Below are 23,082 nucleotides of genomic sequence, written 5' to 3'. Positions count from 1 at the left end.
CAATTCTGTGCCTTCATCCAAGCTAAAAGTTTGAAAATAAGAAAAATCATCGGTACGGTGATCCCCAACAAAATAAGGCCAGAGCAGGATTGTTTCCAAAATGCGCCCGGATTTCCTAAGCCCTCTTCGTCCATTCGCAGCGGGAATCGCCTGCATTTTGGCGACCTCTTTCGCCCATGCAGATTCGGCCCATGGCATAGCTATGTATGGCGACCCGGCCCTACCACCGGATTTTGTGTCGCTGCCCTACGCCAATCCGGATGCGCCGAAAGGTGGCAGGGTCGTTTTTGGAAACACGGGCGGCTTTAACAGCTTGAACCCGTTTGTGCAAAAAGGCACCTCGCCCTGGCAGCTTAGATTTTGGACGCACGAGAGCCTGATGGGCCGGTCCTGGGACGAACCTTTCACTCTTTACGGGCTGTTAGCCGAATCAGTTGAGACTGCACCAGACCGGTCCTGGGTCGAATTTACACTGCGGGAAGAGGCTGAATTTTCAGACGGAAACCCGGTAACTGTCGAAGATGTGATCTGGTCCTACCAGACCCTCGGGACCGAAGGGCATCTGCGCTATCGCGGTCTGTGGGGCAAAATCGACAGCATCGAACAGACCGGCCCGCGTTCTGTCCGGATCACCTTTAATGAACCGGATCGGGAACTTGCGCTGATCGCCGGTCTGCGTCCGATCCTGCAAAAGGCGCAGTGGGAAGGTCGCAGCTTTGCCGACGCCCAACTGCATGATGTGCCAATCGGCAGCGGCCCCTATGTGATCGACGACTATGAGGCCGGGCGATATGTCAACCTGAAGCGGAACCCCGATTACTGGGGCAATGATGTCCCGTTCCGCCGGGGCACGATGAATCTGGATGACATGCGGATCGAATTCTATGGCGACGCCACGGTACTGTTCGAAGCGTTCAAAGCCGGGGAACTGTCCGCCGTGCGCGAGTTCAATGCCGACAAATGGGCCACCCAGTACAACTTCCCCGCCATCCAGCGCGGCGACGTGATCAAGACCGAGATCCCGCACGGCAAGCCCTCGGGCATGACCGGGTTTGTGATGAACACGCGCAAAGCGCCCTTTGACGACTGGCGCGTGCGCGAGGCGCTGACGCTGGCGTTCAACTTCGAATTCATCAATGACACAATCACCGGTGGCGCGCAGCCTCGGATCACCTCGTATTTCTCGGGCTCGGATCTGGCGATGCAGCCCGGCCCGGCAACCGGCAAGGTCAAAGAGCTGCTGGAGCCTTTTGCCTCGGACCTGACCCCCGGCACCCTGGAAGGTTATGCCCTGCCCCAAGGGGATGGCTCGGCCCGCAACCGCGCCAATATCCGCAAAGCGACAAAGCTGCTGGCCGAGGCGGGATGGACCATTCAGGGCGGCGTGTTGCAAAACCAGAACGGCGAGGCATTCCGCATGACCGTTTTGCTGCAACAGGGCGACGCCGAGATGGAAACCGCCGTCGAAATCTATGCCCGCGCGTTGGAACGTTTGGGCATTCAGGTCATGACAGAACAGGTCGACAGCGCACAGTACACCGGTCGCACGTCCGAGTTGGATTTCGACGTGACCCCGTTCCGCCGCGCCTTGTCCCTGTCACCGGGGAATGAGCAGCGCCTGTATTGGGGCAGCGAAAATGCCGATACGCCGGGCACACGCAACCTGATGGGCGTCGCCTCACCCGCCGTGGACGGGATGATCGACGCGATGCTGGCCTCGGAGTCGCGGGAAGATTTCGTCGCCGCCACCCGTGCGCTGGATCGAGTTCTGACCGCCGGCCGCTATGTTATCCCGATCTGGAGCTTTGATGTCGGCCGCATCGCGCATGTAAATGCGCTGAAGTTCCCCGAGACGCTTCCGATCTATGGCGACGGCCCTCAGTACATGCCCGAAGTCTGGTGGTACGAAGAGTAACGGTCCGGCGTGATCCTTTTGCTGACAGCTAACTGACCCAAGGACGTCGGGTGCAGATCAATCCCCGGCTGTTCAATCCGGCGATCAATCGACCGGGTTCGGCAAAAATTGGCACATGCGGGACCAACCCCCAAATCTGGTATGTTGCGCGAAGCCCTCGGCTATATTCCGCGCAGCCAACAAATCTTAGCGAAAGATCAATTTGACGCCTCAAAACGCTTTACTATGCGCAATTTACCGATATACCTTGTAGTTAGTCAGATCAGATCAACACTGCGATTTAATTGTTATTTTACGGACACCTATCGCGTGTCGCTCATGTCCTGACACAGAACAAACGGACCAGCTGCCACTCACACTGAACTGCAGGTCCGATCGCCCGTTGCGGGATGTCCGCAGCGGGCATTTTCGTTCGGCACCACCCCAAAACAGACTGCGACATTTTGTCATGTCCGAGGTCACGCCAACACATACGTACGCTGTCTGTGGGGGAGAGCAGTCCTAAGCAAACCAAGGGAAGCTCGCACATGTTGAACTGGACAGATCTGACGCAGGACCTGGGCGCGACCTATGCCCGTGCCAAACGACGATTTCCAAACCTGAGGGATCAGGACATGGATCGCGTGTGGAACAACCGTGAACAGTTCGAGGCCTACCTGGCCGAGCGTCATCATCTGACCGTGAACGAAGCCCGGGAAGAGGTTGAGGATTTTCTGTTCACGGAACGCCTGAACCACGAACTGTCCCACGCTCATCTAGTTAAGTGACGTCACCCACAGGATCGTTGCGTCTTCGTCGCTGACAGACACCACGTTATGCCCCATACTGCCATCGTAATAAGCGCTGTCGCCGCGACGCATTTCGACGGGTTCGTAGAACTCGGTATACAGGCGAACAACGCCGGTCAGCACGTATAGAAACTCTTCCCCGTCATGGCGCACCCAGCCGTCGAACTCATCCATTGACCGCGCCCGCACGCGCGCGCGGTAGGGCAACATCTGCTTCTTGGTCAACGTCTCGGCCAGCAATTCGTGCTCGTATGTCACCGTGGCATGCGCGGTTCCGTCGCCCATACGCGTGACGGCCATCCGCCCGATCACCTGATCCCGCTGCGGCGGGGTGAAAAGCTGCGGCACCGAAATTTCCAACCCGGTGGCCAGTTTCTTCAACGCGTCATAGGTGGGCGACATCTGCCCGTTTTCAATTTTGCTAAGCGTTGAACGCGCCAGACCCGCCTGTGTTGCCGCCTGTTCCAGCGTCCAGTTGCGCGCCTTGCGCAGCTCGCGCACCCGCGCGCCAAGATCCAGCGGCTCGAGTTCAGTCTCGACGCCAGACTCGCGGGCGATGCGGATTAGGGATTTGGGATCTTGGTCGCTCATGGCCTTTCTATAGAACCAGCCAGCCGTGCTTGCAACGCGACAAGCGCCGCGCTAGCCAGACAGCATGTTGTCGATCTTTGATCAGGGGCCGCCCGCCCCCTGCCCTGAACCGTTCAATCTGGCCGCACATGTTTTGCGTAAGGCGGATCAGTTGCCTGACAAAACCGCCCTGTCCGTCCTCGGCCAGAATGGAACGGATGACTGGAGCTACAGCCGACTGAAACGCGCCATTCTGGGCACGGGCACCGGGTTGTTGCAGGCCGGTTTGAAACCCGGTGACATTGCACTGATGCGCTTGGGAAACACGGTGGATTTCCCCATCGCCTATCTTGGGGCGATTGCCGTTGGGATCGTACCGGTCCCAACATCGTCGCAACTGACCGAACCGGAAACGGCCCGCATGATCGCCGATCTGGACCCCGCCGTCATCCTGCGAGACCCGTCCGTGGCCTGCGCCCCGCATCCGCATCAGATCGACCTGCCTGCGCTGACCGCCATGCGTGACCTGCCCCCTGCTGCGTTTGATCTGGGCGATCCCCAGCGACTGGCCTATGTGGTCTACACCTCGGGCACCTCGGGCAAGGCGCGCGCTGTGGCCCACGCCCACCGCGCGATCTGGGCACGGCAGATGATGGTGGATGGCTGGTACGGGCTTACCCAGAACGACCGCCTGTGCCATGCCGGGGCGTTCAACTGGACCTACACGCTGGGCACCGGCCTGATGGACCCGTGGACAATTGGCGCGACCGCCCTGATCCCCGAGCCGGGCACCGACATCTCAGCACTGCCCCAGCTTCTGCGCCACAGCCGCGCAACTATTTTTGCGGCTGCTCCGGGCGTGGTTCGCAAGATGCTGCAAGCAGCCGACAAGATCGATCTGCCTGACCTTCGCCATGGGCTTTGCGCGGGCGAAAAGCTGTCGCGGTCTTTGCACGCGCAGTGGCAAACGACCACCGGGACCGAGCTGTATGAAGCCTATGGCATGTCCGAATGCTCGACCTTCATTTCGTCCAGCCCGGCGCATCCGGCACGCGGCGAAGCGCTCGGGCAACCACAGCCGGGCCGCCGTGTGGCGATCCTTGGACCGGACGGGCCAGTCCCTCAGGGACAGGAAGGTACCATCGCCATCCATCGCTCGGACCCGGGCCTGATGTTGACCTATTTGAACGCCCCGGACGAAGTCGCGGACCGGATGCAGGGCGATTGGTTCCTGACCGGCGATCAGGGCGCCATGGCCGTGGATGGGCAGATCACCTATCTGGGCCGCGACGACGACATGATGAACGCAGGCGGCTATCGCGTCTCACCGGTCGAGGTTGAATCGGCGCTGTCCCACTATCCCGGTATCACCCAGGTCGGCGCGGCTGCGGTTGAGGTCAAACCAGACACGTTTGTGATCGCCGCCTTCTACACAGGCCCCCAAAGACTGGACGACGCGGCCCTGCACGCCTATGTCCAAGCCAATCTGGCACGCTACAAACAACCGCGCGCCTTTGTTCACCTTCCCGAGTTGCCGACCGGCGGCAACGGCAAACTCCTGCGCCGCGCATTGCCGGCCTATTTCAAGGCGACCTCCGAATGACCCAGACCGTCAAGCTTGATATCCTGTCCGACCCGATCTGCCCGTGGTGCTATATCGGCAAGACCCATCTGGACAAGGCGCTGGCCAAGGTGCCGGATCATCCTTTTGTCATCGAATGGCACCCGTTCCAACTGAACCCCGAGATGCCGGACGCCGGAATGGATCGGCGCGAATACCTTGAGCGTAAGTTCGGCGGTAAAGAAGGCGCGGTGCGCGCCTATGCGCCTGTGGTCGAACATGCCGAAAACGCCGGTCTGACGATTGATTTCGAAGGGATGAAACGCACACCCAACACTCTGGACGCCCACCGCCTGATCCACTGGGCCGCGATCGAGGGCAAACAGAACGCCGTCGTCGATGCGTTGTTCGACGCCTATTTCGTTCAGGCGCGCGACATTGGCGACCCCGAGGTTCTTTCGGACATCGCCGACAGCGCGGGTATGGACGCCGCCGTGGTCATGAAACTTCTCAAATCAGACGCCGACCGCGAGGATATCCGCAAACGCGACACCCATTCGCGCGAAATGGGTGTGAATTCGGTGCCCACCTATATCGTTGCCAATCAACACGCCGTTCCGGGCGCGCAACCCCCTGAAATGTGGGAAAAAGTGATTGCCGAGATCATGTCTCAACTTGAGGCTTCCTCTGCATAGAAGCACAGAGCTCTGTGCAAAATTCCGGTCTGGCGCAACCTGATCTGCCGTGATAGCGCGAACAGGTAAGGAGCGCCCATGGCCAATCGCATGTCCCGAGGGGAATTCATTGCGCTGATCGCAATGATGTTCTCGACCATCGCCTTTTCAATCGACTCGATGCTGCCCGCCCTGCCCGAGATCGGCGCGCAGCTCAGCCCCGATGACGTCAACCGCGCGCAGCTGATCCTGACATCCTTTGTGCTGGGCATGGGGATTGGGACGTTCTTCACCGGCCCTTTGTCGGATGCCTTTGGGCGTAAGCCGGTCATCTACGGCGGCGTTGTGCTGTATATCGTGGCTTCGGTCGTGGCCTGGGCCAGTTCCTCTCTGGAACTGGTTCTGGCGGCCCGCGTGGTTCAGGGCCTTGGCGCGGCGGGTCCGCGTGTTGTGGCGATGGCGATTATCCGAGATCTATATTCGGGGCGCATCATGGCGCGGATCATCTCGATTGCGATGATGATCTTTACGCTGGTGCCCGCAGCCGCGCCAATGATGGGCGCAGGCGTGATCGCCCTGTTCGGATGGCGCGGCATCTTTGTCTCGTTCATCCTGTTTGCCCTGATTACAGTCACATGGATGGGCACCCGCCTGCCCGAGTCTCTGCCAGTGGAAAACCGCCGCCCCTTCCGGCTGCCACTGATGGTTGCCGCCACGAAAGAGATGTTTGCCCATCCCACGGTGCGCCTGTCGATCATGGTTCAGACCTTATGCATGGGTATCCTGTTCACCATGCTGACCATGGTGCAGCCCGTCTATGACGTGGTGCATGACCGGGCGGACAGCTTTCCGTTCTGGTTTGGGTTTGTGGCCCTGATCTCGGGCTCGGCCAGTCTGCTGAACGCGGCCCTCGTGGTGCGGGTTGGGATGCGCCGCATGGTCACATGGGCGCTGGGGGGCCAGATTCTGATCACCGCCGTGGTGATTACGCTGAACGCTCTGCCAATGTCGCCCAACGCCTCATTCGCGCTGTTTGTGGTGTGGCAAACCACGATTTTCTTCATGGCGGGCGTCACGCTGGGCAACCTGAACGCCATCGCGATGGAGCCGATGGGACATATTGCAGGCATGGCCGCATCAGTCATCGGATCGGTTGCCACGGTGCTGGCCGCTGGCATCGCAGCGCCTGTGGGGCTGCTGTTCGATGGCTCGATCACGCCTTTGTCAACGGGCATCCTGACCATGTGCATCGTCGCCTTTGGTCTGATGGTTCACATGGGCCGGATCGAAAACCGCCTGCCCGCCTGACCCTGTGCAGATCCCGTGAAACGCGCTAACCTGCCTTGAACATTCCGGGGGAGGTTATTTGATGAGCTATGATTACGATTTGGGCACCTATTCCTGCCCCGTCACCACATCATCGGCCGAGGCCCAGCTTTGGTTCGACCGGGGTCTGGCTTGGACCTATGGCTATAACCACGGTGAGGCTGTGGTCTGTTTCCAGAAAGCGGTTGAGCATGACCCGGCCTGCGCCATGGCCCATTGGGGCGTCGCTTATGCCGCCGGTCCGAACTACAACCTGCCATGGGAATTGCAGGATGACCGGGGGCGGCAAAAGGCCCTTGGCATAGCCTATGACGCCGCGCAGAAGGCGCTGGCGCTGACGGACACATGTACCGATGTCGAAAAGGCGCTGATCAACGCCCTGCCTGCGCGTTACCCGCAACGGGATCCGGTCGAGGATATGCATCGATGGGATTTCGACTTTGCCGACGCCATGCGCGCAGCCTTCGCTGCCCAGCCCGGACATCTGGACCTGCGCACCATCTATGTCGAATCCCTGCTGAACTTGACGCCCTGGAAAATGTGGGACCTGAGCACCGGGAAACCCGCCGACGGGGCTGCCACACTTGAGGCGCAAGAGGTGCTGGAATGGGCGATGGAGAACGACCCCGCCGCCATGTCTCATCCCGGCCTGCTGCACCTTTATGTTCACCTGATGGAAATGTCGCCGACCCCCGAGAAGGCTCTGAAAGCGGGCGACGTGCTGCGCACTCTGGTCCCCGATGCCGGGCATCTTGTGCATATGCCGACCCATATCGATGTGCTTTGCGGGCACTATCAGAATGTGGTGCACTGGAACGAAAAGGCCTCGGTCGCCGATCTGAAGTATTACGAACGTGAAGGCGCGTTCAACATCTATACCGGCTATCGCCAGCACAACTATCACTTCACCATCTATGGCGCGCTGTTTCTGGGCCAGATGGAGCCCGCACTGCGCGCCAATCAGGGGCTTTGGGACACCACGCCCGAAGAAATGCTGCGCGTTGAAAGCCCGCCCATGGCGGATTTCTTCGAAAGCTATATGTCGATGGGCCCTCATATCCTGATCCGCTTTGGCCGCTGGGAAGAGGCCAAGGCACTGGAGTTGCCCGAAGACCCCGACCTGTTCCGCACGCTGACGGCAACCACCCATTACGCCCGCGCCATCGCCCATGCCGCAACCGGCGATGTGGCGCAGGCCGAAGCCGAGGAACAGCTGTTCCTCAGCGCCAAAGCCTGCGTGCCCGAGGCGCGGCGGCTGCACAACAACCGCGTTATCGATCTGCTGGAGGTCGCAACCGAGATGCTGCGCGGCGAGATTGAATACCGCAAAGGCAATTTCGAGATCGCCTTTGCGCACCTGCGCCGCTCGGTCGAGTTGGACGACACCTTGCCCTATGATGAGCCGTGGGGCTGGATGCAACCCACGCGCCACGCACTTGGGGCCCTGCTGTTCGAACAAGGCCATGTGGCCGAGGCCGAAGCGGTCTATCGCAAGGATCTGGGATTGGGCGGAAACCTCAGCCGCGCCTCGATCCATCCGGACAATGTCTGGAGCCTGAAGGGCCTTCATGATTGCCTGAAAGCGCGCAGCGAGACGGTTGAAATCAAACAGATCAAACAACGGCTTGACCTTGCGCTGGCACGAGCCGACGGTGCAGTCGGCGCATCCTGTTTCTGCGCCCAAGCCGCGATGAGAGCTGCCGAATGAAATCACTGAAACTTGCGCTGGCCGCGCTGATCTGTGGGCCGGTCTGGGCGGATCGCCAAAGTTTCACCCCCGTGGATCAGGCGGGCAGTGACCCGTCTCTGGTGGCGTTTCGCGACAACCTGCTGGCCAAAGTCGCCGCTCGCGATACCGAGGCCGTGATCGCCGCCGCCTGCCCCGATATCTATATCAGTCACGGCACCGAAAGCGGCCCCGAAGCGTTTCGGCAAAGCCTGACCGTACCGCCCGAAACGCTGGCCGAGGATACACGCCACCAGGCCGACGCGCTGCGCGAAGCCTATTGGACTGCGTTGGAAGACACTTTGTCCCAGCCCGGCTATTTCGATGATCAGGGCGAATTCTGGATGCCGCATCAATGGCAGATCTCTCTGCCCGCCGCGCTGGATCCGTTTCTGGCCTATTTCGTGACCGGAGACCGGGTCACCCTGCGCCGGTCCGCAGCGCGCAGTGGCGGTATTTTGGACTTCATCAGCCACGAGGTCGTTCTGGTGCCCGAATATCAGGACGGCGCCGAATACCAACTGGTCCGCCTGACTGATGGCACACTCGGCTATATGCACAGCGATTTCCTGTGGTCCATGGTGGGCTACCGCGCCGCACTGGTGAAATCCGACGCGGGCGACTGGCAGCTTTGTACCTTTGTGACCGGGGATTAGGCTTTCGCCTTTTTCTTCTCGGCCACAACCTTTTCCGCCAGATCGCGGGCAATGGCAAAAGCGCCCTTGATCTTGTCGCTGTCCTTCTTCCAGTCGCGGCGCACGACGATCTTGTTGTCCTTGACCTTGGCAAGGCCGCGCTGGTTCTGGATGAACTCCACCAGCCCCTGAGGCGAGGCAAACTTGTCATTGTGGAACTGGATCGTAGCACCCTTCGGCCCGCCATCCAGCTTGGCAATCCCCGCCCGTTTGCACATCGCCTTGATGCGCACCACCAGCATCAGGGTGTTCACCTCTTTCGGCAAAGCACCGAAGCGGTCGATCAGTTCCGCGGCAAAGCCTTCCAACTCGACCTTGGTCGAGAGCGACGACAGACGTCGATAGAGGCCAAGACGCACGTCCAGATCGGGCACGTACTCCTCGGGGATCAGAACCGGGACGCCCAGATTGATCTGCGGGGCCCACTGGTCGTCGGCATCCGACAGCCCCTCCATCTCACCGGCCTTGATCTTGGCAATCGCCTCTTCCAACATCGATTGGTAGAGTTCATAGCCCACGTCGCGCATCTGACCGGATTGTTCCTCGCCCAGCAGGTTGCCCGCGCCGCGAATGTCGAGGTCTTGGCTGGCCAGCGTGAACCCTGCCCCCAGCGTGTCCAGCGAGCCCAAAACCCGCAGCCGTTTTTCGGCCGTCGCGGTCAGTTTCTGGCGCGGCTTGGTGGTCAGGTAAGCATAGGCGCGGGTTTTTGAGCGCCCGACCCGCCCCCGGATCTGATAGAGCTGCGCCAGACCGAACATATCCGCCCGGTGCACAACCATTGTGTTCGCAGTCGGAATATCCAACCCGCTTTCGACAATCGTCGTCGCCAGCAGCACGTCGTATTTGCCGTCATAAAACGCGTTCATCCGGTCGTCGAGCTCACCCGCCGCCATCTGGCCATGCGCGACGACATAAGACAGTTCGGGCAGCTGGTCTTTGAGGAATTCTTCGATCTCGGGCAGATCCGAGATGCGGGGAACGACGTAAAAGCTCTGCCCGCCGCGATAGTGTTCGCGCAGCAGCGCCTCGCGAATGGTGACTGCGTCGAATTCGCTGACATAGGTGCGGATGGCCAGACGATCGATGGGCGGAGTGCCGATGATCGACAGATCGCGCACGCCGGTCAGGCTCAATTGCAATGTCCGGGGGATCGGAGTGGCGGTCAGCGTCAACACGTGAATGTCCGAGCGCAGTTGCTTCAGGCGTTCCTTGTGGCCGACACCGAAATGCTGTTCTTCGTCGATGATCAGCAGGCCGAGATTCTGGAACCGCACCCCTTTGGCCAGCAAGGCATGGGTGCCGATCACGATATCCACCGTGCCGCGCGCCAACCCGTCGCGGGTCTGTTGCGCCTCTTTGGCCGAGACAAAGCGCGACAATTGCCGCACCTCCAGCGGGAAGCCCCGAAACCGTTCCTTGAAGCTGGCCGCGTGCTGACGGGCCAGCAAGGTGGTCGGCGCAACCACCGCCACCTGCACGCCCGACATGGCGGCAACAAAGGCGGCGCGCATGGCGACCTCGGTCTTGCCGAACCCCACGTCGCCGCAGATCAGACGATCCATCGGCGCGCCGGAATGCATGTCCTCCATCACCTCGGAAATCGCGCGTAGCTGGTCGTCGGTTTCCTGATAGGGGAATCGCGCGCTGAACTCCTCCCACGCGTGGGGCGGTGGGTCCATCACCCGAGCCTTGCGCAAGGCACGCTCGGCCGCGATGCGGATCAGCTTGTCCGCCATCTCGCGGATGCGCTCTTTCAGCTTGGCCTTCTTGGCCTGCCAAGCGCCGCCACCCAGACGGTCAAGCAGCCCTTCGTCATGGCCGTATTTCGACAGCAGTTCGATGTTTTCAACCGGCAGGTACAGCTTGGACTGTTCGGCATATTCCAGCAGCAGGCATTCATGGGCGGCCCCTGCGGCGGTGACCACTTCCATGCCCATGTAACGGCCAATGCCGTGATCGACATGAACCACCAGATCGCCGGGGGACAGCGATTGGGTCTCGGTCAGGAAATTCTCGGCCTTGCGGCGTTTCTTGGGCTGGCGGATCAGGCGGTCGCCCAGCACGTCCTGCTCGGCAATCACCGTCAGGTCCGGGGTTTCGAACCCGTGTTCCAGCGCCCAGACCGCCAGATGCAACCCCCGTTTGCCGACACGGGTGCCGTCGGTGACGGGAATGGCTTCGGCCAGGCCTTCATCCTCGATCAACCCGGTCAGACGTTCGCGCGCGCCCTCGGAATACGAGGCGATCAGGACCGGGCCTTTGGACAGCTTGTCAGTGATGTGACCTGCCAGCGCGCCGAACAGGCTGATGCTTTCCTGCTGCCGTTCGGGCGCGAAGTTGCGCCCTATCCGCCCGCCTGCATCGATCACGCCGGGACCGCTGGCCTGCGGCAGCGGGCTGAACTGCATCACCCGCCGGTCACCCACAGCCTGTTCCCAAGCCGCGTCATCCATATACAGCAATCCGGGCGGCGTCGGCTTGTAAACCGTATCCATGCGCGAGCGGTTTTCCAGCGCCAGACGACGGGTTTCGTACTGATCGGCAATCGTATCCCAACGTGCCAGCCGTGCCGGTGTCACCTGATCATCAACCGTGATTGTCGCATCCGGCAGATAATCGAACAGCGTTTCAAGCTTTTCGTGGAAGAACGGCAGCCAGTGTTCGACGCCTTGGTGTTTTCGGCCTGCGCTAACTGCTTCATACAGCGGATCATCAGTTCCGGCAGCGCCGAATTCGATGCGATAGTTCTGGCGGAACCTCGTGATTGCAGCCTCGTCCAGAATGACCTCGGAAACCGGTGCGAGTTCAACCACCTCCAGCTTCTCGGTCGTGCGCTGGGACACTGGATCAAACCGACGCGCGCCGTCCAGCACATCGCCGAACAGGTCTAGCCGGACAGGCCCGGATTCACCCGGCGGGAAAATGTCGATGATGCCACCCCGGATCGCGTAGTCGCCCGGCTCCATCACCGTGGGGCTTTGGGTGAACCCCATGCGCACCAGAAACTTGCGCAGCGCGTCCTCATCCACGCGATGGTTCACACGGGCGGTGAATGCAGCCTCGCGCAGGACGTCACGCGCGGGCACCCGCTGGGTCGCGGCGTTTAGCGTGGTCAGCAGCACGAACCGCTCGGGCATCTGGTGCACCAAAGCCGCCAAAGTTGCCACTCGCGCCGCGGCAATATCGGCATTGGGCGACACCCGGTCATAAGGAAGGCAATCCCAGCCGGGAAACACAAAGACCGGCATGTCCGGGGCAAAGAAGGCCAATGCGGCGCGCATCGCCTCCATCCGTTTGTCATCCCGCGCGACGTGACAGACCGGCCCACCCGAACGCGCGATCTCGTTCAGGACAAGCTGCGCGTCAAACCCTTCCGGGGCGCCGCCGACTGTCACGTGGTTCGGAGCCTTCATCGCCTTGCCTTTCAGATTTCGCTATCCAAGAACGCCAATCGAGAGGTTCTGATACATGCCCCAGAGGGAAGTGACCAGTATCGAGATCATGCCGATGATCTGGGTGTAAAGCCGACACCGAGACAAGGCTTTTGCCACCCTTTCCAGCGTCAGTTCATGCTGGCGCAAGCGACGGGCGTAGACGACGTTCAGAACCGTGACGATGGTCATCGGGAACATCAACAGGAACAGGGCCTGCGCAAATTCGACCCCGTAATAAAACCCAAGCGTTGCCAATCCGGTGAATATAAAACAGGCCAGCGCCAGAAGGACTGCGCCCGACACTTCCACCAGATACAGCAAACGGTTGGAATTGATCCGCACGATGTCCAGCAGATCAAGCTCGACCTGCCCGCCGATCCGGCGCGCCCGCACGACCAGGTCGTAAGGCACCCCCATCACCCAATGGCTGGCCGAGGACCACATCACCGCCAGAACGATCCAGAACCACAGATTCGAAAAGCTGCGCATGTCGATGAGTTCGAAGATCGAGGTGTACCAGTCCAAACCCAGCCCTTTATTCAAAATCCTCAGGGGGTTCTATCGCAGCGGCGCGTCCATTGGTACCCTTGAGCCCTAGGCGAATTCATGCCACCCAATGCGGCAATGTTCAAGGAGCACGCGCCATGAAACCGACCATCGCCCCCTACCCCATGACCCGCTTTCGCCGGGCCCGGCAGTCCGAGGCAATTCGGGGCTTGGTGCGTGAGAATACGCTGACTACGGACGATCTGATCTGGCCGGTTTTCGTGCGCGACGGCGAAGGTGTGGAAGAACCGGTGCCTTCGATGCCCGGCGTCATTCGCCGCTCGGTCGATCTGATAGCCAAGGCAGCGGTTGAGGCTCAGGCCCTTGGAATCCCGGCGATTTGCATCTTTCCTTACACCGATCCAGCACTGAAAACGGAAGACTGCGCCGAAGCCTGGAACCCCGACAACCTGTCCAACCGCGCAATCCGCGCGATCAAGGCGGCTGCGCCAGAGATCGCGATCATGACCGACGTGGCGCTGGACCCTTACAATATCAACGGCCATGACGGCTATGTGGTCGATGGCAAGATCGTGAATGACCGGACCGTTGAAGCCTTGGTCAAGATGACCCTTGCTCAGGCCGAGGCCGGCGCGGACATCATTGGCCCGTCTGACATGATGGATGGCCGCATCGGGGCGATGCGTTCGGCGCTGGAAGGCGCAGGGCACCATAACGTGATGATCCTCAGCTACGCCGCCAAATACGCCAGCGCCTTTTATGGTCCGTTCCGCGATGCGGTTGGCGCATCGGGCGCGCTGACTGGTGACAAGAAAACCTATCAGATGGATCCCGCGAACTCGAACGAAGCGCTGCGCCTGATCGAACGCGACCTGACCGAGGGCGCGGATATGGTGATGATCAAACCCGGTATGCCCTACCTGGACATCTGCCGCCGGGTGAAAGACACGTTTGGCGCGCCGACCTATGCCTATCAGGTCTCGGGTGAATACGCGATGATCCAGGCAGCGGTGCAGAACGGCTGGATCGATGGCGACAAGGTCATGCTGGAAAGCCTGCTGGCCTTCAAACGCGCCGGGTGCGACGGTATCCTGACCTATTTCGCCCCCAAGGTTGCACAGATACTGCAGGGCTAAAACCCCGGATTGTCGCGATATTTCGCCTATTGATACGCAGGCGCGCAAAGCTTTCCCGTGACATATACGGGCAATCGGCGTATTCTTGCACATAAGATCGGGATCACCCGACATATCAGGCACCTTTATCAAGAGACAGGACATATGAGCAGTTCCCAATCCCCCCGACTGAGCCGTCGTGGCTTTGCTTTTGGCATGGCTGGGCTGACCTTGACCGCCGCATGCGGCAACGGCGTTGGCAATTCGAACGCAGCCACGATTGATGCACGCGTCGCCGCAACGCTGACCGAGATGTACAGCCGCTATCCAAACACGGTTGAAATTGCCAACAAGGCCAATGGCTTGTTGGTCATGCCCCTGATCACCGAAGCCGGGTTTGTCTTCGGTGGCGGCTACGGGCGCGGCGCGTTGCAGATCAACGGTGCGACGGTTGATTATTACTCGGCCGTCAAAGGCAGCGCGGGCCTTCAGATCGGCGCGCAGCAATACGCACACGTCTTGTTCTTCATGACCGAGGACGCACTGAACGATTTCCGCCGCTCCAGCGGTTGGACCGCCGGGGCTGACATCGGCTACGTGGTCAGCGATCAGGGCGATTCATTGTCGACCGACACAACCACGCTGCGCACACCGGTTCTGGCCGCTGTCTTCGGACAGGCGGGCCTGCAGATCGGCGCAACGGTCGAAGGCACCAAATACACCCGGATCATTCCGTAAGTTTCGAACACCACACCCCTCTGGCAAGCCCCGTCGCATTCCGGTGCGGCGGGGCACTTATTTTCGGTACGTCAGGGCAGGTTCCTGCCGCGTTCCTCTTTCGGTTGCTGGCCCCATCCATTAGTCTTTGCGCAAACGATAATCGAACGGGATTGAGGGGCATTTATGGGTCTTGTTTTTCGCTGGCTGGTGCGTATCGCCTCGGGTCTGATCCTGTTGGTGCTTGCCGCGATCGGGCTGGTCTATTTTCTGGCCAGCCAGTCCCTGCCCGAATACGATCAAACCCTTGAGGTTCAAGGCTTAACCTCCCCGGTTGAAATCATTCGCGACACTGCAAACGTCCCGCATATCATTGGCGAAACCGACCCGGATGTGTTCTACGGTCTGGGCTATGCCCATGCACAGGATCGCTTGTGGCAGATGACCGTCATGCGCCGCACCGCTCAGGGTCGTTTGTCCGAGGTTTTTGGCGCTCGGACGGTGCCCATCGATAAGCTGTTGCGCCGGCTCGACCTCTATGGTTTGGCCCATCGGTCGGTTGACGCTCAGGACGATTACACAAAGGCCGCGCTAGGGGCCTATGCCGCTGGCGTCAACACCCGCCTGACTCAGATCAACGAAGAGGCTTTGGGCCGTGGCGCGCCCGAGATGTTTCTGTTCAACGCCCCCGTGTCGCCCTGGCAACCGGGTGACAGCCTTGCGGTGATCAAGCTGATGGGGCTGCAATTGTCGGGCCATTTGCAGGATGAGGTTCTGCGCGCGCGCACGTCCCTGATGCTGAACGACCCCGCGCGCCTTTCTGACATTCTGCCAGACGTCCCCGGCCCCGGCATCGCCGCCCTGCCAGAATATGCCGCGCTGTTCCCCGGTCTGCCCCGCTATGCAGCCGGAACAGACATGCCGGACACGCCGCTGTCGCCGTTCCCCAAACGCGGGCTTGCCGGTGCGTCGAACGCGTGGGCCGCAGCACCCACACGGTCTGCCAGCGGTGGAACGCTATTAGCGAATGACCCGCATCTGGGCTTCACCGCGCCCGGTGTGTGGTATCTGGCGCATCTGGGGCTGGCCAATGGCGGCGTGATCGGCGCGACAATACCCGGCATTCCTGCCGTCATGAGCGGACGCAGCGACCGGTTGGGCTGGGGCCTGACATCCTCGTATCTGGACGACCAGGACCTGCATATCGAGCAGTTGAACCCCGACAATCCCGAAGAATACCTGACCCCAGACGGCTACAAGGAATTCCGCACCCGCCCCTCGATCATCGAGATCAAGGATGAAGCCCCCATTACCCTGACCCTGCGCTGGACCGAGAATGGTCCGGTTCTGCCCGGCAGCCATTACGATCTGGAAACGATCACGCCACCCGGTCATGTGGTTTCCCTGTCCTGGACCGCGCTCAGCCCGAACGACACGTCGATGAGCGCGTCGATGGGTTTGATGAACGTGAACACCGTGCGGGAAGCTCTTGAGGTTGGAGAGAAATTTATCGCTCCGTCGCAAAACCTGTCACTGGTCGATGGGGACACGATCGGCATGAAACTGATCGGCGCCATGCCGCAACGCAACCTGCGAAACCAGAGCAAGGGCCGTATCCCGACCCCCGGCTGGCTTGACGCCAACCGCTGGCAGGGCCGCCTGCCTTATGCCAACAACCCCGAATTCGTGGCCCCCTTAGGAGGCCTGCTAGGCAACACCAATAACAAGGTCATCGACCGCCCCTTTCCCAACCATGTCTCGTATGAATGGGGCGACACCCAGCGCGTTCATCGCTGGGAACGCCTGATGCAATCGCGAGAGGTCCACACCCGCGACAGCTTTATCGAGGCGCAGCTTGACACTGTCAGCTTCACCGCCCGGTCGCTGCTGCCGCTGATCGGGGCTGATCTGTGGTTTACCGGCGCGTCAGCCCCCGAAGGCACGCCCGAGCGCCAGCGCGAGATCGCCTTGTCTCTGCTGGCAGAATGGAACGGCGAGATGAACGAGCATCTGCCCGAACCCCTGATCTATGCCGCCTGGCTGCGCGCGTTGCAGATCCGCCTGATCGCGGATGAACTTGGCCCGCTGGCCAGCGAGTTCAAGCATGTGGAACCCTTGTTCATCGAACGGGTTTATCGCGACATCGATGGTGCCTCGGTCTGGTGCGACGTCCGCCAAAGCGCCCCGGTGGAAACCTGCACCGACATGGCGCGGCTGGCGCTGGATGACGCGCTGATCTGGATTTCCGAGAATTACGGCTCGGCCCTGGAATCGCTGCGTTGGGGCGATGCGCATCAGGCGACGCATGATCATCCGGTTCTGGGACAGGTCCCGGTCCTGCGCTATTTCGTAAATATCCGGCAATCGACCAGCGGGGGTGACAACACGCTGCTGCGCGGGCGCACCTCGGGCGAAGGGCCGGATCCGTTCCAGAATGTCCACGGCGCAGGCTATCGCGGCGTCTATGATTTCGCTGACCCCGACAGTTCCGTCTTTATCACGGCCACCGGTCAGTCAGGGCATTTCCTGTCGCGCTACTATGACGATCAGGCGCAACTGTGGCGGCGCGGAGAATACATCCCCATGTCACTCGACATCGATCTGGCGCGGGCCGCCGCCGTTGGTGTGACCACTCTGATTCCGCGATAATCCGCCGGGTCGGCGAGTCCCCGCCCTATGCTGCAAGGCACCGTGGCACCCCTGCCCGGTTTCGCCTACCATCCCCCTACCGACTATGTGGGACCAAGGGGGCGATCATGGCCAGTATTCGGGATGTCCTGAACAACCTCGCGCGCGACTACGCCATTGCCTGGAGTTCCGGTAATGCCGATGCTGTCGCCAGCTATTTTGCGCCGGACTGTCAGATGACCATCAACGGCGGCACGCCGCTGGAAGGTCGCGAGGCAATAGCCACGATGGCGCGCGATCTGTACGCGGAACTCCCCGATCTGGACCTGCGCTGCGATATGCTGCGATGGGCCGGAACCCACGCCCTGTTCGTTTGGACGCTGGAGGGCAACCACGCGCAAACCGGCAACCCGGTCGTGACCCGCGGGTGGGAGGAATGGGAGTTAGACGCCAACCACAAGGTGCGATCCTCATCCTGGTGGTTTGACCTGGCCGAGTATCAAAGGCAGGTCGGTAGGAGCTGATTTAGCCCCGCCTGTCGCCTGCGGTTTCAATCACATAATGCCGGGCGATCCCCTGCGTAACACTGAACCAATCGGACGCGCGCGTGCGGGCCTGATGCGCGTCAAACGCCGGTTGATCGACAAACACCTCGGAAACGTTGAACCGACCCGGCTGGTCCTGATCTTCATCAACCTCGAAAGACACGCAGCCGGGTTCTGCTCGCGTCAGCGCGATATGATCTGGCAATGCCGTGCGCACATCGTTCAGCCGATCTGCAGGGAAATCCAGATACCCGTTCAGGAATATGCGTTTGTCTGGCGTGTCAGACATGATTGGACCTTTTGATCATACTATAACGAAGAGTATTGAGCCGCCTGTTTGTCGTTCCAAAGTACGGTGATTTCGAAACCATCCTCGGTCTGTTCTTCGGATCGGACCACATCCTGCCGGAACAGCCAGGCGCGTTTGTTGCCCTCGGAAAACCCAAGGGACAGAGTGACCTGATGGCGGACGCCCTGCAGTTTCGTTGCGATTTCCGCCAGCAGCGGGTCAATCCCATCCCCCGTCACGGCCGAGATCGCAAAGATCGCAGGATCCCGGTCCGCGCGGGCCAGTGTCGCCTCGCGTTCATCAAGGTCCAGCAGGTCGGTTTTGTTCCAGACCTCCAACATCGGGCGTTCATCATCGACCCCCAATGAGGTCAGAATGGCCTGCACATCCTCGGCCTGCGCCTGCGATTCCTCATGGCTGATGTCGCGCACATGCACGATCAGATCGGCGCCCAGCACCTCTTCCAGCGTGGCGCGGAAGGCAGCGACCAGTTCGGTGGGCAGGTTCGAGATAAAGCCCACCGTGTCCGACAGGATCACCTCGGGGCCATCAGGCAGAACAACGCGGCGCATGGTTGGGTCCAGCGTGGCAAACAGCATGTCCTTGGCCATGACTTCGGCCCCGGTCAAGCGGTTGAACAGCGTGGATTTGCCTGCGTTGGTGTAACCCACAAGCGCCACAATCGGATACGGCACCTTGGCCCGCGCCGCACGGTGCAGCGTGCGCGTCTTGACCACCTTCTGCAACTGACGCCGCAGACGGACCAGTTGTTCATCAATCGCGCGTCGGTCGGCCTCGATCTGCGTTTCACCCGGACCACCGACAAAGCCCAACCCGCCGCGCTGACGTTCCAGGTGGGTCCAGGCCCGCACCAGCCGCGTCCGCTGATAGCTGAGCGCTGCCATTTCGACCTGCAACACACCTTCGCGGGTGCGGGCACGGTCGCTGAAAATCTCCAGAATCAAACCGGTCCGGTCGAGGATTTTGACCTTCCACGCCTTCTCCAGGTTGCGCTGCTGGACCGGGGTCACCGGACCATCGATCAGCACCAGCTCGACCTCGGCGTCATGCAGTCGTTCGGCCAGTTCCTCGATCTTGCCGCTGCCGAACAGCAGACCCGGCTGGGCGCGTTGCAGGCGCACGATCTCGGACCCGACCACATCCAGATCGGGCAATGCGGCAGCCAGTGCCACCGCTTCTTCCAGCGCTGATTCGGGGACACGGCGCTGTTCATCTGACTTGATTTCAGGATGCAGCACCCAAGCCCGGGTGCGCCTCCGTTCATGTTCCATCAAGAGGCGTCTTCGCCCTCATACAGGCTGATCGGCTGCGATGGCATGATCGTCGAAATCGCGTGTTTGTAGACCAGTTGCGACTGTCCGTCGCGGCGCAGCAGCACGCAGAAATTGTCGAACCAGGTGATCACACCCTGCAATTTTACACCATTGATCAGGAAAATCGTGACCGGGACTTTTGCTTTCCGTACATTGTTCAGGAACGCGTCCTGAAGATTCTGTCTGTCCGAAGCCATATTTTGTTATCTCGCCGTTGTTCTTGCTACGCGCTGCGGACCAACGCGCTCCCTCTGGCAGAGTATGGAGTGCTGCGCCCAGATATTCCAGATGAAAAATCAGGCAGTAATGCCAAGACTTAACATTGGCCTAATCCCGCCACAGCGACGGGGTGATCAGGGCGATGATTGCCAGCGTCTCGAGCCGCCCAATCACCATTGCGGCGCACAGCGTCAGTTTGGCCCCACCCGACAGGTCGATCAGCCGGATCGGGACATCCGTGGCCAGCTCGATCAGCGGGCCGGTCGTGCTGAGTGCGGCAACGCTAAGGACCATCGCCTGTTCGAACCCCGACCCCATCATGGCCAGCAGCAGGTTGAACACCGCAAGCGTCAGGGCAAACAGCATCAGGAAGATCCAGGCAATAAATGCGCCGTCGCTTTGGATGCGCCGGTTGCCGCCATCGGCCCCGCTAACCGAGGAGGGGTGGATCAGCCGGTCAATCTCGCGCGCGCCGTTCAGGTACAGCGCAAAGACCCGCAACAATTTCACGCCGCCTGCCGTGGTGGCGACGCCGCCGCCGACCAGCGCAAGGCCCATCAGAATCAGACCGGGTGTTCCCAGCCCCGAAAGCTGTTGCGCGTCGTTCCAGTTGGCGCTTTCAAACCCGGCGGTTGTCAGAAAAGACAGTCCAGTGAACAGCATGCCCCAGATGACATGCAGCGCCTGCAAGGGCTGAAGTTGCCCGCCAATTTCGTTAACCCCGGCCCAAACGCGGAAAAACAGCAGAGCGGCAACCGCGAGCACGATCAGCAGGCCGATCCGAAACTCGGGGTCTTTGTCCAGCCGCGAAAAGCCGCTTGTCGCAGTATCCGCCGAGAATGTCAGACGGGACAAGGCAAAGAACAGGAACAGAAGCAGAATTGCCTCACCGGTGATCCCGGCCTGTGCCCCCTCAAGCCCGCCGACCGGCGAAATGCCCGAGGTCGCCATGACCGACATCGCGTGACAGATGGCGGTCAGGCCTTGCTCTCCGGCGATCAACAGCAGGATACAGATCACGGCCGTCAAACCGGCGTAGACCGGGGTCAGCGTGCGTGTCACCCGGATCAGGCGGCCGCGTGGGTCAACCGTCTCACTTTGTGCCACGCCCGAGACGGGGCGCCCCGGCTGGCCCTTCGCGGTCACTTCGAACCCGCCCAGCGACAGGGGGGCCAGGATCGCCGCCGCTGAAATCCACATCAGCAGACCGCCCATCCAGCCCACCATCGCCCGCCACAAATGCAGCGGCGCGCTCAGTCGATCAGGGTTGGGAAACAGATCCGCACCTGTTGTGGTCAGGGCGCTGACCATGTCGAAATAGGCGTTCAGAAACGTGGTGTTGCCAAGCGCCTCGTGAAACGGGATGGCCAGAAAGAGCGGCAGGACCGTGAAACACCCCAACAGCACCGCCAGCTGTCCCAAAGTGCCCCGCCGCGGCACCCGGTTTGAGGATGCAAGGGAAATGGTCGCCACCAGAAACAGCCCCAAAAGACCCGAATACAGAAAGGCGCGCGAGGTATCGTGGTCATCCAGCACCAGCGCAAAGACCGCCGGCACCCACATCGAGATCGAAACGCATCCCCAGATCAGCAAAAACAGCGGCAACCGCCGCAATAGCCCAACCTGTTGTGGTTTCACGCGTGCCATCAGAAGAAATCGATCGAGACCTGCATCAGCCGCTCAACCTCGGGCACGTCCTTGGCCATGGCAAAGATCGCAACAACGTCCTTTTCGTCGATCCGCAGGCTGCCCGTGGGGCGCAATACATCATCCCCTTTGCGGACGGCCCCCACCAAAACACCTTCGGGAAAGTCGATATCACGCAGTCTTTGACCGGCCATGGGCGAGGTTGACAGAACCTCGGCCTCAATCACCTCGGCCTCGGCATCGCCAATCGAATAGACCTGCCGCACGCGTCCATGGCGGATATGACGCAGGATCGAACTGACCGTCGTGGCGCGCGGGTTGATATAGGCGTCAATGCCCAGCGGGCCCATCAGAGCGACCATGCTGGGGTCGTTGATCAAGGCAATCGCTAACGCGCAGCCTTCGGCCTTGGCCCGCACGGCGGCCAGCATGTTGGTACGATCATCATCCGTAACCGCCAGCATCGCATCGGCGCGGTCAATGCCTGCCTCACTCAGCAACGCGGAATCCAAGCCGTCGCCATGCAATACAATCGTCCGCTCTAGCGCTTCGGCGGCTTTTTCGGCGCATTGGCGATCCCGCTCGATAATCTTCGCCCTGACTCGGCCCTCGCGTTCTTCCAGAGTGCGGGCAACCTCAAGGCCAACATTGCCGCCGCCCACAAGCACCACACGGTCCTGTCGTTTTTGCGACTTGCCGAACACCTCCATCGTGCGGTCGACGTCATTTACGCTTGTGAAGACATAGCATTCGTCGCCCACAAACAGTTGGTCCTCGGATTCAGGAGCAAACAAGGTGCCCTCGCGCCGGACCCCGACAACAATCGAGCTGAGGGTCGAAAACAGGTCGGTCAACTGGCGCAGCGGGGTGTTCACGATGGGGCAATCCTCATCCACCCGAATGCCCAGAAGCTGCGCCTTACCATCCATGAACAATTCGGTGTCAAAGGCGGACGGGGCCGACAATCGGCGCATGGCGGCGGCGGCAACCTCACGTTCAGGGCTGATGACCACGTCAATAGGCAGGTGATCGCGGCGGAACAGGTCGGAATGGATCGCCTGCAAATAGGATTTCGACCGCAAACGCGCGATCTTACGCTGGATCGAGAACACCGAATGCGCCATCTGACAGGTGACCATATTCACCTCGTCCGAGTGGGTCGCGGCGATGATCATATCCGCGTCCCGCGCCCCGGCCCGATCCAGAACATCCGGATAGCTGGCAAAGCCTGCGATGCCCTGCACGTCCAGCGTTTCGGTCGCGCGGCGCACAAGGTCAGGGTTGTTGTCCACCACGGTGACGTCGTTAAGCTCGCCCGAAAGGTGCCGTGCAATCTGCCAACCAACCTGACCCGCACCGCAAATGATGACCTTCATGTTCCTGGCCCTTCTG

General features: G+C 60.7%; 19 protein-coding genes. 11 read left to right on the top strand and 8 right to left on the bottom strand.

Annotated elements, in window-relative coordinates; genetic code table 11:
• Window positions 1-100: 100 nt before the first annotated feature.
• Together ACR0E6_RS03555 and ACR0E6_RS03550 are read left to right on the top strand one after the other, a co-directional pair.
• Window positions 101-1,915 (top strand): extracellular solute-binding protein, encoded by a 1,815-nt coding sequence (locus tag ACR0E6_RS03555; protein WP_480580964.1) that lies wholly within the window; start codon window positions 101-103, stop codon window positions 1,913-1,915.
• Window positions 1,916-2,442: 527 nt separating this feature from the next.
• Window positions 2,443-2,682: an SPASM domain-containing protein gene (locus ACR0E6_RS03550; RefSeq protein ID WP_170450287.1), complete on the top strand. Its 240-nt coding sequence runs from the start codon at window positions 2,443-2,445 to the stop codon at window positions 2,680-2,682.
• On the opposite strand, the gene ACR0E6_RS03545 is transcribed toward ACR0E6_RS03550, so the two are convergent.
• Window positions 2,671-3,294 (bottom strand): XRE family transcriptional regulator, encoded by a 624-nt coding sequence (locus tag ACR0E6_RS03545; RefSeq protein WP_170450285.1) that lies wholly within the window; start codon window positions 3,292-3,294, stop codon window positions 2,671-2,673. The two genes, ACR0E6_RS03550 and ACR0E6_RS03545, sit on opposite strands and share 12 nt — an antisense overlap.
• Window positions 3,295-3,358: 64 nt before the next feature.
• Here ACR0E6_RS03545 and ACR0E6_RS03540 point away from each other — a divergent pair, with 64 nt between their 5' ends.
• The 5 genes from ACR0E6_RS03540 to ACR0E6_RS03520 all read left to right on the top strand — a co-directional run bounded on the left by ACR0E6_RS03540 (window position 3,359) and on the right by ACR0E6_RS03520 (window position 9,216).
• The gene (locus tag ACR0E6_RS03540; RefSeq protein ID WP_480580962.1) at window positions 3,359-4,876 is read left to right on the top strand and encodes a class I adenylate-forming enzyme family protein; all 1,518 of its coding nucleotides are present in this window, start codon (window positions 3,359-3,361) and stop codon (window positions 4,874-4,876) included.
• Entirely contained in the window at window positions 4,873-5,529 is a 657-nt protein-coding gene (locus tag ACR0E6_RS03535; protein ID WP_480580960.1) for a DsbA family oxidoreductase, read from the top strand. The genes ACR0E6_RS03540 and ACR0E6_RS03535 overlap by 4 nt, the downstream gene beginning before the upstream one ends.
• Window positions 5,530-5,607: 78 nt before the next feature.
• Window positions 5,608-6,816 (top strand): multidrug effflux MFS transporter, encoded by a 1,209-nt coding sequence (locus ACR0E6_RS03530; RefSeq protein WP_170450279.1) that lies wholly within the window; start codon window positions 5,608-5,610, stop codon window positions 6,814-6,816.
• A gap of 61 nt (window positions 6,817-6,877) precedes the next feature.
• On the top strand, window positions 6,878-8,542 hold the full coding sequence (locus tag ACR0E6_RS03525; RefSeq protein ID WP_480580958.1) for a hypothetical protein: 1,665 nt from the start codon (window positions 6,878-6,880) through the stop codon (window positions 8,540-8,542).
• The gene (locus ACR0E6_RS03520; RefSeq protein WP_170450274.1) at window positions 8,539-9,216 is read left to right on the top strand and encodes an SH3 domain-containing protein; all 678 of its coding nucleotides are present in this window, start codon (window positions 8,539-8,541) and stop codon (window positions 9,214-9,216) included. Before ACR0E6_RS03525 ends, ACR0E6_RS03520 begins: the two co-directional genes overlap by 4 nt.
• Here the strand turns inward: ACR0E6_RS03520 and mfd are convergent.
• Together mfd and ACR0E6_RS03510 are read right to left on the bottom strand one after the other, a co-directional pair.
• The gene (gene mfd, locus ACR0E6_RS03515) at window positions 9,213-12,668 is read right to left on the bottom strand and encodes a transcription-repair coupling factor (RefSeq protein ID WP_480580956.1); all 3,456 of its coding nucleotides are present in this window, start codon (window positions 12,666-12,668) and stop codon (window positions 9,213-9,215) included. The genes ACR0E6_RS03520 and mfd overlap by 4 nt on opposite strands.
• Before the next feature lie 21 nt (window positions 12,669-12,689).
• On the bottom strand, window positions 12,690-13,214 hold the full coding sequence (locus ACR0E6_RS03510; RefSeq protein WP_480580954.1) for a component of SufBCD complex: 525 nt from the start codon (window positions 13,212-13,214) through the stop codon (window positions 12,690-12,692).
• A 119-nt stretch (window positions 13,215-13,333) separates the two neighbouring features.
• Here ACR0E6_RS03510 and hemB point away from each other — a divergent pair, with 119 nt between their 5' ends.
• The 4 genes from hemB to ACR0E6_RS03490 all read left to right on the top strand — a co-directional run bounded on the left by hemB (window position 13,334) and on the right by ACR0E6_RS03490 (window position 18,180).
• Window positions 13,334-14,332 carry a porphobilinogen synthase gene (gene hemB / locus ACR0E6_RS03505; protein WP_480580952.1) on the top strand — a complete coding sequence of 333 codons (999 nt, stop codon included), beginning with the start codon at window positions 13,334-13,336 and terminating at the stop codon, window positions 14,330-14,332.
• A 144-nt stretch (window positions 14,333-14,476) separates the two neighbouring features.
• A complete protein-coding gene (locus tag ACR0E6_RS03500) occupies window positions 14,477-15,049 on the top strand; it encodes a YSC84-related protein (RefSeq protein ID WP_170450268.1) in 573 nt (190 codons plus the stop codon).
• A 165-nt stretch (window positions 15,050-15,214) separates the two neighbouring features.
• On the top strand, window positions 15,215-17,677 hold the full coding sequence (locus ACR0E6_RS03495; protein ID WP_480580950.1) for a penicillin acylase family protein: 2,463 nt from the start codon (window positions 15,215-15,217) through the stop codon (window positions 17,675-17,677).
• 107 nt (window positions 17,678-17,784) lie between these two features.
• Complete coding sequence (locus ACR0E6_RS03490) at window positions 17,785-18,180, top strand: nuclear transport factor 2 family protein (protein WP_170621884.1); 396 nt, start codon at window positions 17,785-17,787, stop codon at window positions 18,178-18,180.
• 1 nt (window position 18,181) lies between these two features.
• Here ACR0E6_RS03490 and ACR0E6_RS03485 read toward each other — a convergent pair whose 3' ends face one another.
• From ACR0E6_RS03485 to trkA, 5 genes are all read right to left on the bottom strand, one after another.
• The gene (locus ACR0E6_RS03485; protein ID WP_170621885.1) at window positions 18,182-18,490 is read right to left on the bottom strand and encodes a putative quinol monooxygenase; all 309 of its coding nucleotides are present in this window, start codon (window positions 18,488-18,490) and stop codon (window positions 18,182-18,184) included.
• A gap of 20 nt (window positions 18,491-18,510) precedes the next feature.
• Entirely contained in the window at window positions 18,511-19,782 is a 1,272-nt protein-coding gene (gene hflX / locus ACR0E6_RS03480) for a GTPase HflX (RefSeq protein WP_480580948.1), read from the bottom strand.
• On the bottom strand, window positions 19,782-20,021 hold the full coding sequence (gene hfq / locus ACR0E6_RS03475) for an RNA chaperone Hfq (RefSeq protein WP_010440340.1): 240 nt from the start codon (window positions 20,019-20,021) through the stop codon (window positions 19,782-19,784). The genes hflX and hfq overlap by 1 nt, the downstream gene beginning before the upstream one ends.
• A gap of 130 nt (window positions 20,022-20,151) precedes the next feature.
• Window positions 20,152-21,690: a TrkH family potassium uptake protein gene (locus ACR0E6_RS03470; protein WP_170450261.1), complete on the bottom strand. Its 1,539-nt coding sequence runs from the start codon at window positions 21,688-21,690 to the stop codon at window positions 20,152-20,154.
• Window positions 21,690-23,066: a Trk system potassium transporter TrkA gene (gene trkA / locus ACR0E6_RS03465; RefSeq protein WP_170450259.1), complete on the bottom strand. Its 1,377-nt coding sequence runs from the start codon at window positions 23,064-23,066 to the stop codon at window positions 21,690-21,692. The genes ACR0E6_RS03470 and trkA overlap by 1 nt, the downstream gene beginning before the upstream one ends.
• Window positions 23,067-23,082 lie beyond the last annotated feature (16 nt).

This window comes from Ruegeria sp. AP12 (assembly GCF_056540025.1).
Note: the sequence above shows the minus strand (reverse complement) of the source record. Positions and strands in the feature narration are given on the sequence as shown.